The sequence below is a fragment of the Aminobacter sp. P4_H6_2 genome (assembly GCF_056400805.1).
Map to the genome: position 1 here is coordinate 1 of NZ_JBFUKO010000058.1, position 16,771 is coordinate 16,771.

16 protein-coding genes are annotated in these 16,771 nt (G+C 62.1%); 9 read left to right on the forward strand and 7 right to left on the reverse strand.

Going from position 1 to position 16,771, the window contains the following annotated elements; translation table 11 throughout:
• Nucleotides 1-204 precede the first annotated feature (204 nt).
• Nucleotides 205-549 carry a DUF2147 domain-containing protein gene (locus AC1DUU_RS07330; RefSeq protein ID WP_476782760.1) on the forward strand — a complete coding sequence of 115 codons (345 nt, stop codon included), beginning with the start codon at nucleotides 205-207 and terminating at the stop codon, nucleotides 547-549.
• A 97-nt stretch (nucleotides 550-646) separates the two neighbouring features.
• Here AC1DUU_RS07330 and AC1DUU_RS07335 read toward each other — a convergent pair whose 3' ends face one another.
• Nucleotides 647-1,369 carry a glutathione S-transferase family protein gene (locus tag AC1DUU_RS07335; RefSeq protein ID WP_476782761.1) on the reverse strand — a complete coding sequence of 241 codons (723 nt, stop codon included), beginning with the start codon at nucleotides 1,367-1,369 and terminating at the stop codon, nucleotides 647-649.
• A gap of 172 nt (nucleotides 1,370-1,541) precedes the next feature.
• On the opposite strand from AC1DUU_RS07335, the gene AC1DUU_RS07340 reads away from it, so the two are divergent.
• The 3 genes from AC1DUU_RS07340 (at nucleotide 1,542) to AC1DUU_RS07350 (ending at nucleotide 3,488) form a co-directional block, all read left to right on the forward strand.
• Nucleotides 1,542-1,670, forward strand: coding sequence for a hypothetical protein (locus tag AC1DUU_RS07340; RefSeq protein ID WP_476782762.1), 129 nt, complete (start codon nucleotides 1,542-1,544; stop codon nucleotides 1,668-1,670).
• Between the two features lie 56 nt (nucleotides 1,671-1,726).
• Nucleotides 1,727-1,921 carry a hypothetical protein gene (locus AC1DUU_RS07345; protein WP_476782763.1) on the forward strand — a complete coding sequence of 65 codons (195 nt, stop codon included), beginning with the start codon at nucleotides 1,727-1,729 and terminating at the stop codon, nucleotides 1,919-1,921.
• 64 nt (nucleotides 1,922-1,985) lie between these two features.
• Nucleotides 1,986-3,488: an AMP nucleosidase gene (locus AC1DUU_RS07350; RefSeq protein ID WP_476782764.1), complete on the forward strand. Its 1,503-nt coding sequence runs from the start codon at nucleotides 1,986-1,988 to the stop codon at nucleotides 3,486-3,488.
• Nucleotides 3,489-3,544: 56 nt separating this feature from the next.
• On the opposite strand, the gene AC1DUU_RS07355 is transcribed toward AC1DUU_RS07350, so the two are convergent.
• Nucleotides 3,545-4,147: a DUF922 domain-containing Zn-dependent protease gene (locus tag AC1DUU_RS07355; RefSeq protein ID WP_476782765.1), complete on the reverse strand. Its 603-nt coding sequence runs from the start codon at nucleotides 4,145-4,147 to the stop codon at nucleotides 3,545-3,547.
• 215 nt (nucleotides 4,148-4,362) lie between these two features.
• On the opposite strand from AC1DUU_RS07355, the gene AC1DUU_RS07360 reads away from it, so the two are divergent.
• Nucleotides 4,363-5,403, forward strand: a complete 1,041-nt coding sequence (locus AC1DUU_RS07360) for an endonuclease/exonuclease/phosphatase family protein (RefSeq protein ID WP_476782766.1) — start codon at nucleotides 4,363-4,365, stop codon at nucleotides 5,401-5,403.
• Nucleotides 5,404-5,471: 68 nt separating this feature from the next.
• On the opposite strand, the gene AC1DUU_RS07365 is transcribed toward AC1DUU_RS07360, so the two are convergent.
• On the reverse strand, nucleotides 5,472-7,154 hold the full coding sequence (locus tag AC1DUU_RS07365; protein WP_476782767.1) for an electron transfer flavoprotein-ubiquinone oxidoreductase: 1,683 nt from the start codon (nucleotides 7,152-7,154) through the stop codon (nucleotides 5,472-5,474).
• A 417-nt stretch (nucleotides 7,155-7,571) separates the two neighbouring features.
• On the opposite strand from AC1DUU_RS07365, the gene AC1DUU_RS07370 reads away from it, so the two are divergent.
• Nucleotides 7,572-8,168, forward strand: a complete 597-nt coding sequence (locus tag AC1DUU_RS07370; RefSeq protein WP_476782775.1) for a carbohydrate-binding protein — start codon at nucleotides 7,572-7,574, stop codon at nucleotides 8,166-8,168.
• A gap of 36 nt (nucleotides 8,169-8,204) precedes the next feature.
• Nucleotides 8,205-9,059, forward strand: coding sequence for a uracil-DNA glycosylase (locus tag AC1DUU_RS07375; RefSeq protein WP_476782768.1), 855 nt, complete (start codon nucleotides 8,205-8,207; stop codon nucleotides 9,057-9,059).
• 15 nt (nucleotides 9,060-9,074) lie between these two features.
• Here the strand turns inward: AC1DUU_RS07375 and AC1DUU_RS07380 are convergent, their stop codons facing one another.
• Nucleotides 9,075-9,473: a hypothetical protein gene (locus tag AC1DUU_RS07380; protein ID WP_476782769.1), complete on the reverse strand. Its 399-nt coding sequence runs from the start codon at nucleotides 9,471-9,473 to the stop codon at nucleotides 9,075-9,077.
• 135 nt (nucleotides 9,474-9,608) lie between these two features.
• Here AC1DUU_RS07380 and AC1DUU_RS07385 point away from each other — a divergent pair, with 135 nt between their 5' ends.
• Nucleotides 9,609-10,406: a helix-turn-helix domain-containing protein gene (locus AC1DUU_RS07385; protein WP_476782770.1), complete on the forward strand. Its 798-nt coding sequence runs from the start codon at nucleotides 9,609-9,611 to the stop codon at nucleotides 10,404-10,406.
• Here the strand turns inward: AC1DUU_RS07385 and AC1DUU_RS07390 are convergent.
• From AC1DUU_RS07390 to AC1DUU_RS07400, 3 genes are all read right to left on the reverse strand, one after another.
• Entirely contained in the window at nucleotides 10,384-11,403 is a 1,020-nt protein-coding gene (locus tag AC1DUU_RS07390; protein ID WP_476782771.1) for a Stealth CR1 domain-containing protein, read from the reverse strand. The two genes, AC1DUU_RS07385 and AC1DUU_RS07390, sit on opposite strands and share 23 nt — an antisense overlap.
• A gap of 69 nt (nucleotides 11,404-11,472) precedes the next feature.
• On the reverse strand, nucleotides 11,473-12,414 hold the full coding sequence (locus tag AC1DUU_RS07395) for a DMT family transporter (protein ID WP_476782772.1): 942 nt from the start codon (nucleotides 12,412-12,414) through the stop codon (nucleotides 11,473-11,475).
• Entirely contained in the window at nucleotides 12,411-14,720 is a 2,310-nt protein-coding gene (locus AC1DUU_RS07400; RefSeq protein ID WP_476782773.1) for a xanthine dehydrogenase family protein molybdopterin-binding subunit, read from the reverse strand. Before AC1DUU_RS07400 ends, AC1DUU_RS07395 begins: the two co-directional genes overlap by 4 nt.
• Nucleotides 14,721-14,870: 150 nt before the next feature.
• Between AC1DUU_RS07400 and pepN the strand changes: the two genes are divergently transcribed.
• Nucleotides 14,871-16,771 (forward strand): aminopeptidase N (pepN, locus tag AC1DUU_RS07405; RefSeq protein WP_476782774.1); only part of this gene is annotated, 1,901 nt, incomplete at its 3' end.

Consider the following 16,771-nt stretch of genomic DNA (forward strand, 5'->3'; position numbering starts at 1 on the left):
GCCTTTGATAACCACGCGACGCATTCACGTGCTGCGATCGATGAACTTTTGGATGTCGAAGGCGCGTTTGCGCCGTCAAAAAATGCTCGCGGCTTCCCTTGCGGCACCGCTTTCGCTTTCGCGGCGGCTGCATTACGCTTACGTTTGCGTAAACGTCAGGTGTGGGAGAGCGCCATTACGCAGATATCAACCGGGAGGATTTCAATGCTTCGCAAGATGAGCCTGGCCATGGCGGCCACCTTGATGATGGCCGGTGCGGCCTATGCCGATCCGATCGAAGGCAACTGGAAGACGGAAGCCGGCTCAATCGCAGCAATCGCGTCGTGCGGCAGCAGCTTCTGCATCACGCTGAAAGACGGCAAGCACGCAGGCAAGAAGATCGGCACCTTCAACGCCGACGGCGGAAGCGCCTATTCAGGCGAGATCACCGACCCTGCCAACGACAAGACCTACAACGGCAAGGCCAGCCTCGCCGGCTCGAACCTCAAGATGAAGGGCTGCGTGCTCGGCGGGCTGATCTGCAAGACGCAGAACTGGTCGAAAATCTGAATGAGCGATGAGTAGTGAGGGAATGGCGGGCCGAAGCCGGCGCGCCACTCCCTAATTTCTACTCGCTATTYGCTATTCGCTGTTCCCTACTCGCTGCTCACGCCCTGGCCTTCTGGCCGAACAACACCTTTTGGGCTTCCTTGTCGTCGGCGAGATTGCGACGATGGTCTTCCCCGACCGCCATGCCGCGGATGACCGCCGGACGGGCCATGAGCGTTTCGAACCAGCGCTTGAGATGAGGGAAATCGTCGATTTCCTGCCCCTGGTTCTTGTAGGGCTTCACCCAGCCGATTGAAGCGATGTCGGCGATCGAATAGTCGCCGGCCAGGAATTCGCGATCGGCCAGGCGTTTGTTCATCACACCATAGAGGCGATTGACCTCATTGGTGTAGCGGTCGATGCCGTAGGCGATCTTTTCCGGCGCATACTGACGAAAGTGATGCGCCTGGCCGGCCATCGGCCCCAGGCCGCCGACCTGCCAGAACAGCCACTGATCAACCTCGGCGCGGCCACGCTCGTCGGCGGGATAGAGCTTGCCGAACTTGCGGCCGAGATATTGCAGGATCGCGCCTGACTCGAAAATCGAGATGGGCTCCCCGCCCCATTTGCCATCAGACTTCGGACCCTCGGGATCGATGATGGCCGGCATGCGGTTATTGGGTGCGATGTTGAGGAATGACGGCTCGAACTGCTCGCCCTTGCCGATGTTGACGTATTTGACCGTGTAGGGGACGCCGAGCTCCTCCAGCATGATCGAAATCTTCCAGCCGTTGGGCGTGGGCCAATAATAGAGCTCGATCGGCAATGTCTGGCTGGTCATTCCGCAGTCTCCGTTGATGTCGATACCGTGGAGATATGCGTGGGCGGGCGAAACACAACCCTGCGGACGGTCTACACGCTGTCAATAAATTTGAACCGAAGATGAACGGAGGTCTCAGAACCCGTTCAGTCGCAGCCAGGCATAGTCCGATCCATTGAAGGGGAAGACACCAATGCTCGCTCGCCGGTTCACCATCGTCTGTCTGCTCAGCGCCCTGTTCGGGATCATGTTTGCCACCCTCGTCGCCGAGACCAGCCGCCCTGCCCGCTCCTGGGAACTTACGTCTTCGAAGACGGACTGATCTGCGCCCACAAAAGCAACGACATCAACAGAGCTCCAAAAGCAAAGCCAACGCCCATGACCCGCACCGCAACCCAGATCATCAAGACCCTACGGCTCCTGCCGAGGGCTTTGCTGATCCTGATGGTTCTCGCCGCCCCGGTGCTGGCCGTGCCGCAGCTGCGTGGCGACTCGGGCTCGACCATCGAAGCCCCTGCTGCCCGCAATGGCGGCGTTGGCTTCGTCCTGCTGATCAGCTTGCAGCGTGATTAAGGGAATTAACAGGACCGCAACACGGCCCCCTCGCAGCCGTCATAATTGGTCTCTATAATAGGCCATGGAAAAGCGAATCTATCCTCAGCCCATCGAATCCATCTCCTCGCCGCTGCCGTTTCCTCGGCAGAGCTTCACCGATGCCACCGAAGCCGTGGCAGCTTTGCAGAAGCTCTATGAGCGCAACACCGCCTTCTTGCGCGAAGCCTTCGCCTCACTTGCAGCCGGCGCCGACACCAATGTGCGGTTCCGCGCCTTCTACCCGGAAGTAGGCGTCACCACGACGTCCTACTCGCAGGTCGATTCCCGCCAGGCCTACGGCCACATGCCGACGCCGGGGCATTTCTCGACAACGATCACCCGCCCGGACCTGTTTGAAAGCTACCTCACCGAGCAGTTGAAGCTGATCATGCGCAATCATGGCGTGGCGATAACCGTCTCGGAATCGACGACGCCGATCCCGCTGCATTTCGCCTTCCTCGAGGGCACACATGTCGACGGTGCCGCCGCCGACCGCATCCAGCGGCCGATCCGCGACCTGTTCGACGTGCCGGACCTCGACGGTACCGACGACCATATCGCCAACGGCACCTTCGAGATCATGCCCGGCGAATCCCGGCCGCTGGCGCCGTTCACTGCCCAGCGCATCGACTATTCGCTGCACCGGCTTGCGCACTACACGGCAACGACGCCGCAGCACTTCCAGAATTTCGTGCTGTTCACCAACTACCAGTTCTATATCGACGAGTTCGTCGTGCTGGCCCGCGAGCTGATGGCCAAGGGCGGCGGCGGCTATACGGAGTTCGTGGAACCCGGCGGCGTGGTGACGAAAGCCGGCGACACGGCGCCGTCGGCGGGAACTCCGGCGGCACGGCTGCCGCAAATGCCGGCCTACCATCTCAAGAAGCCGGGCCATGCCGGCATCACCATGGTCAATATCGGCGTCGGCCCGTCCAACGCCAAGACCATCACCGACCACATCGCGGTGCTCAGGCCGCATGCCTGGCTAATGCTCGGCCACTGTGCCGGCCTGCGCAACACCCAGGCCCTCGGCGACTATGTGCTGGCGCATGCCTATGTGCGCGAGGACCACGTGCTCGACGACGACCTGCCGGTATGGATTCCGATCCCGCCGCTGGCCGAGGTGCAGGTGGCATTGCAGGAGGCGGTCGCCGAGGTGACCGGGCTATCCGGCTACGACCTCAAGCGCATCATGCGCACGGGAACCGTGGCGACCATCGACAACCGCAACTGGGAACTGCGCGACCAGCGCGGCCCGGTGCAGCGCCTGTCGCAGTCGCGCGCGATTGCGCTCGACATGGAATCAGCGACGATCGCTGCCAACGGCTTCCGCTTCCGCGTGCCCTACGGCACGCTGTTGTGCGTTTCCGACAAGCCGCTGCATGGCGAACTCAAGCTGCCGGGCATGGCGACGGAATTCTACAAGCGGCAGGTGGCGCAGCATCTGACCATCGGCATACGCGCCATGGAAAAGCTCGCTGAAATGCCCAATGAGCGGCTGCATTCGCGCAAGCTGCGCAGCTTCGCCGAAACGGCGTTCCAGTAACGCTGGGTTCCAGTAACGCTGGGTTCCGTCGCGCCTGCAAGCTGCGGGCGCGACTGCTATTGCCCGTTGACGAAGCCGAGGATCAGGCGGTGGACGTTGCCGCCGTCGCCGAGTTCGATGCGGTCGAAGTCGCGGCTTTTCTCGCGTTGCGCCAAAGACGCTTCCGACAGCGGCTTGATGATCTCCTGCCTGACCTTCTTGCAGTTCGGGTCGTTGGCAACGGACACGCCAATCGTCGTCTTTTCGATTGTTGCCACCATGTCCTTGATCATCTGGCCATGCACCAGCTCATGGCGCCGGACGCCTTCGTAAAAGACATCCCAGCGCTGCTGCAGATCGGCCGGCAAGCGGCCGGACGGTTTGGGCAAGGTATAGGTGATGATGAGCTTGGGCTTGGCCGAGACCAGCGTGCAGGCGCCGACTTGCGGCTCGTATTTGCGCTGCCAGGTGAGCTTGAAATTGGTGTGGGCGATGGCGCGCCCCATACCGGCTTGCGGCCCGCGCTCGCCGATCGAGGCATAAAGCTCAGCCGCCGTGGTGCCCGATATGGCGTAAGTCTTGACCTGTTCGATGGTCTGGCCTTCGGCGCGGGCGCCCGATGAAACGGCAGCGAGCACGACCGCGCATGCCCGCAGCCAATGATGGGCGGCTTTGTTCATTCCATTCTCCGCAAGGCAGTTGCTGCGTCCACGAAAGACAGCCGTGGACACTGGTGAGCCGTTCGGCCCATCGGTCTCACGGTTCGTATCGCATTTCAACTGAGGTTGCCGGCACGACTACGCCAAATGGTATTGCTTGGGTCACTTTGCAGCGACGATCAAGCGGCACATAATCGATCATCAATGGGCCGCAATTCTGGCGACATGAAGCTGCTATGACGACCATGGCTTTTTACAATTCAGGCAAGATTGCCTGTTTTTTGGTGATGATGCTTGTTTCGCTGCCGCTGGTGGCGGGGTTTTTCGGCAACTGGCATCCAGCACTCGATTCATTCGCCCATTTCCGGGTGCATCTGGCCGTGCTGATGATGCTGGCTGCGGTGCCGCTGCTGTTCACGTCGCTGCGCTGGCAGGCGATTGCCGCACTCGCGTTCGGCGCGGCAGCGCTTTCGACGACCTCCAGCGCGCTTCCCCTGCCGGGCCTCGGACCGGTGCATGCGGGGATCCAGCCGCGCGCCGAAAATCGGCCGATCTACAAGATGCTGCAGATGAACCTGCGCTACGACAACGCCTATCCCGAAAAGGTGCTGTCGCTGGTCGGCCGGATGCAGCCTGACGTGATCACCTTCGAAGAAATGTCGGAAATGTGGAAGGGCAAGCTGCAACCGCTGTTTGCCCGCTATCCCTACCGCATGCTTTGTGGCTATCCGAACAACGTGTTCGGGGTTGCGATCCTGTCGCGCCGGCCATTTGCCGAAGGTACCCAGCCGCAATGTTTCGGCAACGGCGCGCTCGCAATCGCCAGGGTCGATTTCGGTGGACGGGCGACCGATGTTGCCGCCCTTCACCTTGGCTGGCCGTGGCCTTTCGAGCAGTCGCGGCAGGTGACCAAAATGAGCAGCGATTTTGCCTCGCTCTCCGACAACGCGTTGCTAGGCGGCGATTTCAATGCCACGCCCTGGAGCGCGACCGTGTCGCGCGTGGCCAAGGCTGGCGGGCTGACGCTGATGCCTGCCGCCGGCCGCACCTGGCTGAGCTTCTCCTTGCCTGAATTCATGCGTTTTGCCGGGCTGACCATCGACCATGTCATGGCCAAGGGCGACGTCGTGGTGCACTCGGTGACGATGGGCGAGGACGCCGGTTCGGACCACCGGCCGCTATTGGTCGAATTCTCGTTCCGCGATGCGCCCACACCTTCCGAAGACGCCGAAACCGAGACGGTGTCTTCGCAGACCGGCACAACGCCGCGCGGATAAGCAAACGGCCCGAAAATCGCGATGATTTCCGGGCCGTTGCAACTGTCAGAGCGCGATAGCGCGCGCAATCACATATTCGGATAGACCGGCCCTTCGCCGCCCTGCGGCGGCACCCAGTTGATGTTCTGGTTGGGGTCCTTGATGTCGCAGGTCTTGCAGTGGACGCAGTTCTGCGCGTTGATGACGAACTTCGCATCGGCATGGCCGGGCTCGCCGGCGATCGAATTGCCGTCGGCATCGACCCACTCGTAGACGCCAGCCGGGCAGTAGCGCGACGACGGGCCCGCGAAGATTTCGTATTCCGAGCGTTTCTGCAGGTCCATGTCCTTGACCTGGAGGTGGACCGGCTGGTCCTCCTCGTGGTTGGTGTTGGACAAGAACACCGACGAGAGGCGATCGAAGGTGAGTACGCCGTCGGGCTTGGGATAATCGATCTTCTTGTGCTTCGAGGCCGGCTCGAGCGACTGTGCGTCTGATTTACCGTGCTTCATCGTGCCGAAGGGCGAAACGCCAAACAGCGTGTTGAGCCACATGTCGAGACCGCCAAGGCCGACACCAAGCAGCGTGCCGAAACGCGACCACAACGGCTTGACGTTGCGGACTTTCTTCAGGTCCTTGCCGATGTCGGTCGAACGCCATGCGGCTTCGTAGGAGGCGAGCTCGTCATTGGCGCGGCCAGCGGCGATCGCTTCGGCGACATGTTCGGCGGCAAGCATGCCCGACAGCACGGCGTTGTGCGACCCCTTGATGCGGGGCACGTTGACCAGCCCGGCCGAGCAGCCCATCAAAACGCCGCCAGGGAAGCTGAGCTTCGGCACCGACTGGTAGCCGCCCTCGGTGATGGCGCGCGCACCATATGACAGCCGCTTGGCACCGTCGAAGGTGTGGCGGATCGCCGGATGCGTCTTGAAGCGCTGGAACTCCTCGAAAGGCGCGAGATAGGGGTTCTTGTAGTTGAGGTGAACGACGAAGCCGACGGCCACCATGTTGTCTTCGAGGTGGTAGAGGAATGAACCACCACCGGTCTTGAAGTCGAGCGGCCAACCGAAGGAATGCTGGACAAGGCCTGGCTTGTGGTGCTCGGGCGCGACCTGCCACAATTCCTTGAGCCCGATACCGAATTTCTGCGGCTCGCGGCCGGCACCGAGGTCGTACTTGGCGATCAGCTGCTTGGCGAGCGACCCGCGCGCGCCTTCGCCGATCAGCACGTACTTGCCCATAAGCGCCATGCCCGGCGCGAAGGACGGACCATGCGAACCGTCACGCTCGACGCCCATGTCGCCTGTGACGACGCCGGTGACGGCACCTTCATCATTGTAGAGCAGGCCAGAGGCGGCAAAGCCGGGATAGATCTCGACGCCGAGCGCTTCGGCCTTTGTGGCCAGCCAGCGGCAGACATTGCCGAGCGACACGATGTAGTTGCCGTGATTGCTCATCAAGGGCGGCATGAACATGTTCGGCAGCTTGACCGAGCCTGCCGGGCCGAGGATCAGGAAATGATCGTCGGTGACGGGCGTCTTGAACGGATGGTCCGCATCATCGCGCCAGTCGGGCAGCAGACGATCGATGCCGATCGGGTCGACCACCGCGCCTGACAGGATGTGGGCACCGACCTCGCCACCCTTTTCGAGCACGACGACCGAAAGCTCGGGATTGACCTGCTTGAGCCGGATCGCCGCCGCCAGTCCCGCCGGCCCGGCGCCAACGATGACAACGTCGAATTCCATGCTCTCGCGTTCGATATCGCTCATCAATCCCTCCGCGTGGCTAGCCCCTGTCCCAAGGGCAATCTGTAGCTAGGCGCTGCATAGCGCATCATTGGCAAACGTCAAACCGGACCGATCCGCACATCGGCTGTTTGAGCTAGAGCCTATTCCATTACGATTGAACCCGAATGGGCCGATCATCCTGTTTGAACGTCATTTCGTCCGAAAAACCGGCTCCTGCTGTTCGCCAAGCGGACCACCGGTTCCGGATCATGTTTCCAGAAGACGACAAATTATCTTACGTTAACGTAAAGGTCAAAATATTTCACCTTCCGGCTGTGCCTCACGGCCCGTACTGTCACAAAACAGGTGTTGTCCAACAGCCTATTCGCTCATTGATTCTTCATGCGCCAATACGTGCCCTGCAGGACCGGACTGAAGCATTCGCACCCCACACGCCACATGCTGGCCGGGGCTGCTCTTCTTATTGCGACATGTCTGAGCAGCGAAGGTCGTTCGCAGGAGAATGGACCCGACCAAAAAGTCTGGAACAGTGGCGCTTATTCGTTTTCCGACGAGCTTGGCGGCTTTCGCATCACTGGCGTGTCGGGCAGCGGCACGCGAGAAGACCCGTTTGTGGTCAAGGAGGAACTCGAATCCTCGTCGCCGGTGACGCTGACGATGCGAACGATCAGGCCGATCAGACCTTTCGACAGTTCCGGCTTCTATGCCAACGGYATCATGTTCATGCGTATCGAGGCGCTGAACAACAGTGGCCAGGCCTGGGTAGAATTCGAGTTCGAATTGCAGGAGATCGAGGGCAAGCCGAGCGATTTCGGCGACGGGCTGTCCTTCGACCAGCGGCGGACCGACAGCTCCAACATCTCGTCAAACAGCTTTGCCAAATACAACCGCGACTTCGAGCCTTATGACCGGCTGCGCTTCACCGACGGCAAGGTCGATCCTGGCGAGGCGGCCGATTTCAGCTTCCTTTTGACCGACTATACGCCGCGCTGGCGCTTTTATCTGGTGCAGGACCCGCGCATTCCCTCCTCGTGAACTTGCAAATCGCCGGCGTAACGCCGAAACTGGGGCATGGCCTCAATTTCGGGAAACGAACGTCCGGATCTGCGCGATCTGCTCGCCTTCTATGCGGCGGCGGGCGTCGATGACGCGCTTGTCGACGATCCGATCGACAGATTTGCCGAAAATGCGCAGAGGCAGGCGGCATCGATGCAGCAAGCGGCACTGCCGAGCGAGGCGCTTCGCGCTGGATCTGACCGATCTGCACCGCCACCTCCCGCGCGCCCCGCAGCGTCCGCCGCCGTTCCCGACGAAGCACAGGCCGCTGCCGCGCGTGAGCTTGCCGCCAAGGCCGCGACGCTCGATGAGCTGCGCCAGATCATGGAAGGGTTCGACGGCTGCAATCTCAAGGCCACGGCCAAGAGCATGGTCTTTGCCGAAGGCAGCCCTGACGCCGATCTGATGCTGGTGGGCGAAGCGCCCGGCCGCGACGAGGACCTTGAGGGCCTGCCCTTTGTCGGCGGCGCGGGACAGTTGCTCGACCGCATCCTTGCGGCCATCGGGGTCCAGCGAAAATCAGCCTTTGTCACCAATGTGATTCCGTGGCGGCCGCCTGGCAATCGCGCCCCGACGCCGCATGAGACCGAGATCTGCCGGCCGTTCATCGAGCGACAGGTCGCGCTTGCCAAACCCAAGGTGYTGGTGACGCTCGGCGGGCCTTCGGCCCAGCTCCTGGCAGGTTCTACGGAAGGCATCCTGCGGCTGCGCGGCAGCTGGAAGAGCCACACCACCGCCGACGGGACGGTCATTCCCGTGATGCCGACGCTGCATCCGGCGTATCTGCTGAGAAATCCCGCCCACAAGAAACTTGCGTGGCGGGACTTCCTGGAGGTCAAGGCAAAGCTGAGGGAATTGGGCGGCATCTGACGCTGCCCTGCCCCTTCACGCTGTCGCGACCGCCGCGCGGCGGATGCCGACGAACTGCAATTCGGCAAAGACCGCGACCGTCAGCGCCTGGGCGGTGACGAAAGCAATGCCGAGCAGGTTCGGCGCGACAAGGCCCGAGACAAGCAAACCAAAGCTACCGATCACCCACAGTGCGTTAATGTTGATGATGTCGATCATCACAAGCTTCGACACCGTGGCGCGACGCGCGATGACCACCAGCATGGCGACGAATGGCACCAGCGCGATGCCGGCCCAAAACAGCAATTCCGCAGGCAGTCCGAGCAACGGCGCAAGCAAAGGTGCGCCAAGCATCATCAGGATGCCGGCTGCGCCGCTGACGAGCGCGTCGGCGAAAAGTACATTGCGAAGGAAGGGGGTGACGGTGATGGACATGGTGCAAGCTCCTGGCTCTGTTGTGGAGGCGTCTAGAGCGCGCCTTCCTGAGACCGAACATCACACCACGGCTGGTCGTAAGCGATTACGCTGGAGGTAATAGCAATCAGAAATTTGTCTGCTTAGTGTAGCGGCATGACAACGACACAAAATCCCGTAGGCGACCTCCTCCGCGAATGGCGCACCAGGCGGCGCATGAGCCAGCTCGATCTCGCCATGGAGGCCGAAATCTCGCAGCGGCATCTGAGCTTCAYGGAGAGCGGACGCTCGGCGCCTTCCCGCGACATGGTGCTTCATCTGGCAGAACAGCTCTCCATTCCGCTGCGCCAGCGCAATCAGCTGCTGCTCGCAGCCGGATTTGCGCCTAGCTTCAGCGAAAAGCCGCTCAATCACCCTTCGCTGGCACCGGCCATGGACGCGGTGCGCATGGTGCTCAAGGGCCACGAGCCCTATCCGGCGATCGCAGTCGACCGGCACTGGAACATGATCGAGGGCAATGCAGCGCTCGGCCCGATGCTGGCAGGCGTGGAGGATACCTCGCTGCTCGCACCGCCGGTCAATGTGCTCAGGCTCAGCCTGCACCCCAGGGGCGTGGCACCGCATATCGTCAATCTGCACGAATGGCGTTCGCATTTGATCGAGCGGCTGAAACACCAGAACGACACTGCCGGCGATCCGGTGCTCGAAGCGCTGGAGAAGGAACTTTTGAGCTACCCGGACGGGCCGCGCGCGGGACGCCCGACGCAGCCCGATCCGCTGGCGATCGCTCATCCGCTGCGATTGCGCGTGGGCGATGCGGTGTTGTCCTTCATCAGCACGATCACCGTGTTCGGCACGCCGCTCGATGTCACGCTCTCCGAGCTCGCCATCGAATCGTTTTTTCCCGCCGACGAGGAAACAGCCGCACGGCTCAGGTGCCTAGCCGCTCAATAGGCGCGGAGGCCGCCGCATGCAGGACACTGCGTCGATCCCTTTCAAACGGGGCTGGTCTTGGAAAGATCGCGGCAAGCGCGGCCTGCATCTCCCTTGCCCTGACTACGGCGCGGGCATCGTCGTCGATCTCATCGTTGAGGCAAAAGAAGGCGGGCGGACTATCGACAAGTGCGGCCAGCGACCGGCTGAACTCGTCGGTATCCCGCACGGCCACGACATGCTCGCAGGACAATTTCACCTGCCGGGCGCCGCCGGCGCGTTCGCGGTCGCGCTCGGAAATGGCGTTGATGTAGAGCACGCGCACCAGCGCGTCCGTTCGCTGGCGAAAGCGGTGCCTTGCCGTGCGGCGCAGCCAAAACCCGAATCTGTCGTTCAGCCAGGCAAGGTCGTCGAGATCGATCATCAGCGGCAGGTGCGGCGGATAGGACCAGCGCCTGCGGCGGAAAGCCAGCGTCAGCAGAAAATTGTTGAAGCCAAGTACGTGCATGTAGCGATCGGCTCGGAGGCGCAGCGGCGGCAGGCGGAAAGCCATTGCGTGCAACCTGGCGCGGCCATCCGGCGCCACGAATTCGCCGCGTGGCACCGGCTGGCCGACGAAGAAGTCGTCGTTGAAAAGCAGAAACCTGGTGGCGACGCCTGCCCTGCCAATGCGGTGCAGATTGGCCTCGATGGTGCTGGAACTGAAAACCGGAAGGGCGGCAGGATCGGCGAAGAAGTCGTTGTGGGTGACGAGATTGATCCCGGGATGATCGAGATCGAGCCATGGCGGCACCTGGCCATTGGTGACGAGATGGATCGTCCTGACCCAGGGCAGATGGAAATGGATCGAACGGAGCGAATAGCGCAGTTCGCCGTTTTCGCGAAAGCGATAGTTCGCGGGTCTGAGCCAAGGCTGCTTCGGCCATAAGCGCGCTAGGCTTGCTTGATGTTCGGGATCGTTGCCGTCGACCCATGGCATGACGACATCTATCGGATCGGAAGTCTTGAACTCTGTCATGTGCCCTCGACCGAAATCGGTCGCCTCAGATCATTCTGAGGAGCGGGCAGGCTCCTGATTTACAAACCGCTATTGCGGCGACGACGCCTTCTTGACGGCGCGGCGCTCCAGACCAAGGCGCTGTTCGCGCCAGATGATGAAGATGCCGGCACCGATGACGATGGCGCCACCAACCAGGGTGTACATGGTCGGCAGGTCGCCAAAGACGAAATAGCCCACCGCGATGCCGAGGATCAAGGAGGTATATTCGAAGGGGGCAACCGTCGAGGCCTCGGCGTGGCGGTAGGCTTCGGTCATGAACAGCTGGGCGAYGCCGCCGCAGAAGCCGGCAGTGATGAGCAGGGCCGTCTGCTCCCAGGTCAGCGATTGCCAGCCGAAAGGAATGCTGAGCAACKCCATGACGCTGGCTGTCAGGGAAAACCACAGCACGATGGTCGAGGTGCGCTCGGTGTGGACAAGGTTGCGCACCAAAAGCATGGCGACCGCAGACATCGCCGCCCCCACCAGCGCAGCGACGACACCGAGCGTTTCCTCGTCGCCGATGCCGGTGCTGAGCAGGGAGAGGTTCGGCCAGGAAACGATGACGACACCCAAAAGACCGACGGCGACGGCGGTCCAGCGATGGAAACGGACGGTCTCGCCGAGGAAAAGCGCGCTGAAGACAACGACCAGCAGCGGCTGGGCATAATTCAGCGTGATCGCCTCGGGCAGCGGCAGCCGGGTCAGCGCGAAGAAGCCGAAACCCATGGCGGTGACGCCGACGACGCCGCGCGCAATGTGGTTCAGCGGGCGTTTGGTGACGACGGCGGTACGCAGTTCGCGCTTGAAGGCGAGGAAGATCAGGATCGGAAAGACAGCGAAGAACGAGCGGAAGAAAACGATCTGGCCAGCGGGGACATCACCAGCCGCCTTGATGCTGGTCGACATGCCGACGAAGATGGCAACCGAAACGATCTTGAGTGCAATGCCCGTAAGCGGCGACGACGCGCCGTGTACCACCTGATGCTTCACTTGTGCCGGGCCGCCTCTATCGCTGCCCAGACACGTGCCGGGGTTGCCGGCATCTCGATATGGGTAATGCCGTAGGCTCTATAGAGCGCGTCGGTCACGGCGTTGAGTGCCGAAGGTGTCGCACCGATGGTGCCAGCTTCGCCTGCGCCCTTCATGCCCATGGCATTGGTGGTCGAGGGCACGTTGCGGGTTTCGAAGTGAAAGGACGGCACGGTGTCGGCGCGCGGCATGGTGTAGTCCATGAAGCTCGCGGTCAGAAGCTGTCCGTCCTCCGCGTAGACGGCTTCTTCGGCCAGCGCCTGGCCGATGCCCTGCACCACGCCGCCATGGACCTGGCCGGCAAGCAGGACCGGGTTCACCGTGACGCCGAAATCATCGACGATGGTGTAGGCGATGACCTCGGTCGTTCCAGTCTCCGGATCGACCTCGACTTCGCAGATATGCGTGCCGTTCGGATAGGTTGCTTCGTTCTGAACAAACTCGCCCATCGCCTTGAGATCGTCAGGTTTTTTTGCCGCCGCGTGGAGGGCGGCGAAGTCGATCATGCGGTCCGTGCCAACGATGCGCGCTTCGCCATTATCCAGTTCGATGTCGGCGGCCGCCGCCTCCAGTTCGTCGGCGGCGAGTTTCTTGAGCTTCTCGGCCAACGCCTCGCCGGCACGGGAGGCGGAGACGCCGCCCAGGGGGATCGAGCGCGAACCGCCGGTGCCGCCACCCTTGGCAAGCTGGTCGGTGTCGCCCTGGAGCACGCTGATTTTCGCGATGTCGAGGTTGAGCTTTTCGGAAACGAACTGGGCATAGGCCGTGGCATGGCCCTGGCCGTTGGACTGCGTGCCAATGAAGACCGAGACCGTGCCGTCAGCGTTGAGTTCGACGCGCGCCGGCTCGGAACCCGCAAAGGCGCAGGCCTCGATATAGGTCGCCATGCCGATGCCGCGGATCTTTCCCCTCGCCTTCGCCTCCGCGAGCCGGTCCGGAAAACTGGCCCAGCCGGCACGCTCCATGGAAAGCTCCATATGCGCCTGAAACTCGCCGACGTCGTAGAGCCGCCCTGTCTGGGTGCGGTAAGGAAACTGCTCGGGGCGGATGAAATTGCGGCGGCGGATCTCGTCGACCGACAGGCCAAGGTCGCGGGCGCTGGCATCGGCCAGCTTCTCGACAAGAAGGGCAGCTTCCGGGCGCCCTGCCCCGCGATAGGCATCGACCGGGCACGTGTTGGTGTAGACGCCTGTAATCGCCACATCGAGCGCCTGGATATCGTAAACGCCGGTCGACATGCTGGCGCCGATATGGGCGATGATCGGACCATATTGCGAGATATAGGCGCCGACATTGGAGATCAGGTCGACGCGCAGGCCAAGGAAACGGCCGTTGCTGTCCATCGCCATTTCAGCCGTGACGACGTTGTCGCGCCCTTGCGCATCAGTGAGAAAGTGCTCAGTGCGGTCGCTGGCCCATTTGACCGGCTGACCAAGCCGCTTGGCGGCTTCCAGCACAAGCGCATGCTCGCGATAAACAAAGGCCTTGGTGCCGAAGCCACCACCGACATCGGGAGTGACGACCCGAAGCTTGTCGGCGCYGATGCCGAAGACCTGGCCGGTCAGCATGTCGCGCATCGAATGCACGCCCTGCGATCCAGTGGTCAGAACGAAGCGGTCTTCGTCCTTGCGCCACTCGCCAATGGCCGAGCGCGGCTCCATGTAGTTGCAGATCAGGCGGTTGTTGATGAACTCAATGCGGGTAACATGCGCCGCCTTGGCGAAAGCCTTGTCGGTCTTGGCCTTGTCGCCGAGATGGTAGGTAAACGCACGGTTCGTGCCGAGTTCGGGCCACACCAGCGGCGCCTCTTCGTCGAGAGCGGTGGCTGTATTGGCGGCGGCGTCCACGCCGTCATAATCGACTTCGATCAGTTCGGAGGCATCCTGAGCCAGCGCGCGGCTGTCGGCGACAATAAAGGCAACCGCATCGCCGACATAGTGGACCCGGTCACGGCACAGGATCGGAATGTCGCGGGTTGGCGCGCGGGTGCCGTCGGGCTGCTTTTGCATGACGGTCGATTTGAGAGCGCCGAGATGGGCGACATCGGCACCGGTGAGCACAAGATGTACGCCGGGCGCAGAACGGGCGGCTTCAACCGCCCCAATGGTGAAACTGGCGTTGGCGACTGGCGAACGCAGGACATAACCGTGCAGCTGGGCGGCTGGCGCGATATCGTCGGTATAGCGGCCCTTGCCGGTGATGAAAGCTCCGTCCTCGACGCGCAATACGGATGCGCCCATTCCGAATTTCGGCGTGACGATTGTCATATCTGCCTCGTGAGGATTTGGTGAGGAGCGCAGCAATGTGCGGTCCCGGACAGTTTTGCCGAGGGGGCGTTTCGTGTAAAGAGCAGCGGCCGCATATTTATTCTACCAGCGCGCATCAAGCGTTCGGAAGTCGACAGGAAGGCCACTCACATGCGCACTGATACCGGACAGGTGTTTCGTCTCGAAGACTACCGGCCGAGCGACTACCTGATCCCCAGGACCGAGCTCGATTTCCGGCTTGGACAGGACAGCACAAAGGTTGTGGCGCGGCTGACCATCGAACGGCGCGCCGAAGTCGACAAGCCGGTGCAGCTCGAACTTGACGGCGACGGGCTGACGCTGCGCCGCATCGAGATCGACGGCGAAACGCTTGACGCCGCCGACTTCGATGCCACGCCCGACCAGCTGGTCATCTACAGTCCTCCGGCCTCGGGCCGTTTCACGCTGTTGATCGAGACCGAGCTTGCGCCGTCGCACAACGAGGCGCTGATGGGGCTCTACCGCTCCAGCAAGGTCTATTGCACCCAGTGCGAGGCCGAAGGCTTCCGCCGCATCACCTATTTCCTTGACCGGCCCGATATCCTGTCGGTGTACACGGTACGCATCGAAGCGCAGCACTCGGAAGCTCCGCTGCTGCTTTCCAACGGCAATCCGGTCGAGCATGGCGAGCTTGCCGATGGCTGGCATTTCGCCGTCTGGCACGACCCCTTCCCCAAGCCGTCCTATCTGTTTGCGCTGGTCGCCGGCGACCTTGGCTCTATCAAGGACCGTTTCGTCACCGCCTCGGGCCGCTCGGTCGAGCTCGGCATCTATGTCGAGCATGGCAAGGAGAACCAGGCTGGCTATGCCATGGATTCATTGCGCCGCTCGATGAAATGGGACGAAGAGGTGTTCGGCTGCGAATACGATCTCGATGTCTTCAACATCGTTGCCGTGTCCGATTTCAACATGGGCGCGATGGAGAACAAGGGCCTCAACATCTTCAACGACAAGTATGTGCTTGCCGACGAGGAGACCGCGACCGACGCCGATTTCGCCAATATCGAGGCGATCATCGCGCATGAATATTTCCACAATTGGACAGGCAACAGAATCACTTGCCGCGACTGGTTCCAGCTTTGCCTGAAGGAAGGGCTGACCGTTTTCCGCGACCACGAATTCTCCGCCGACCAGCGCTCGCGGCCGGTCAAGCGCATCGCCGAGGTGCGTACGCTGCGCGCGCACCAGTTCCCCGAAGACCAGGGTCCGCTCGCCCATCCGGTCCGTCCGCGGCGCTATCGCGAGATCAACAACTTCTACACCGCGACCGTCTACGAAAAGGGCTCCGAGGTGGTGCGGATGATCCGCACCGTGCTGGGTGCGGAGCTGTTTCGCCAGGGCATGGACCTCTACTTCGAGCGTCATGATGGCGACGCCGCGACCATCGAGGATTTCCTGAAGGTGTTCGAGGATGTGTCGGGCCGCGACCTGTCACAGTTCGCGCTCTGGTATCACCAGGCCGGCACGCCGAACCTGAGCGTGACCACGGCGCACAACCCGGCAACCGCAGAGTTCACCATCGAGGTCGAGCAGTCGGTGCCGCCGACACCGTCGGAAAGCCGCAAGCGGCTGATGCATATTCCGCTCGCCTTCGGGCTTGTAGGTTCAGACGGCAAGGACATGGCCTTCGACGCGGCCGAGGGTGCGGCGGTCGAAAACGGCGTCATCCATGTCCGCAAGCGCAAGCATGTGGTGACGTTTTCGGGCGTTTCCGAACGCCCGGTGCTGTCGCTCAATCGCGGCTTCTCGGCGCCGATCACGCTCAGCATCGAGCAACGGCCGGAAGACCAGATCTTCCTCGCCTCGCATGACAGCGATGCGTTCTCGCGCTGGCAGGCATTCAACACGCTTCTGACCGACGCAACCATCGGCGCGTTCAAGAACATCCTTGGCGGCAAGCAGCCGCAGTTCGCAGGCGCGCTGACCGCGCTCGCCGGYCGCATCGCTGGCGACGACGCGCTGGAGCATGCCTTCCGGGCGCTGGCGCTGACCTTGCCGGGTGAAGCCGATAT

Coding starts and splice junctions, on each gene's coding strand:
- AC1DUU_RS07340 (WP_476782762.1), top strand. CDS start 1,542: ATGCTCGCTCGCCGGTTCACCATCGTCTGTCTGCTCAGCGCCCTGTTC.
- AC1DUU_RS07335 (WP_476782761.1), bottom strand. CDS start 1,369: ATGACCAGCCAGACATTGCCGATCGAGCTCTATTATTGGCCCACGCCC.
- AC1DUU_RS07390 (WP_476782771.1), bottom strand. CDS start 11,403: ATGACAGAGTTCAAGACTTCCGATCCGATAGATGTCGTCATGCCATGG.
- AC1DUU_RS07355 (WP_476782765.1), bottom strand. CDS start 4,147: ATGAACAAAGCCGCCCATCATTGGCTGCGGGCATGCGCGGTCGTGCTC.
- AC1DUU_RS07365 (WP_476782767.1), bottom strand. CDS start 7,154: ATGAGCGATATCGAACGCGAGAGCATGGAATTCGACGTTGTCATCGTT.
- AC1DUU_RS07350 (WP_476782764.1), top strand. CDS start 1,986: ATGGAAAAGCGAATCTATCCTCAGCCCATCGAATCCATCTCCTCGCCG.
- AC1DUU_RS07330 (WP_476782760.1), top strand. CDS start 205: ATGCTTCGCAAGATGAGCCTGGCCATGGCGGCCACCTTGATGATGGCC.
- AC1DUU_RS07345 (WP_476782763.1), top strand. CDS start 1,727: ATGACCCGCACCGCAACCCAGATCATCAAGACCCTACGGCTCCTGCCG.
- AC1DUU_RS07360 (WP_476782766.1), top strand. CDS start 4,363: ATGACGACCATGGCTTTTTACAATTCAGGCAAGATTGCCTGTTTTTTG.
- AC1DUU_RS07380 (WP_476782769.1), bottom strand. CDS start 9,473: ATGTCCATCACCGTCACCCCCTTCCTTCGCAATGTACTTTTCGCCGAC.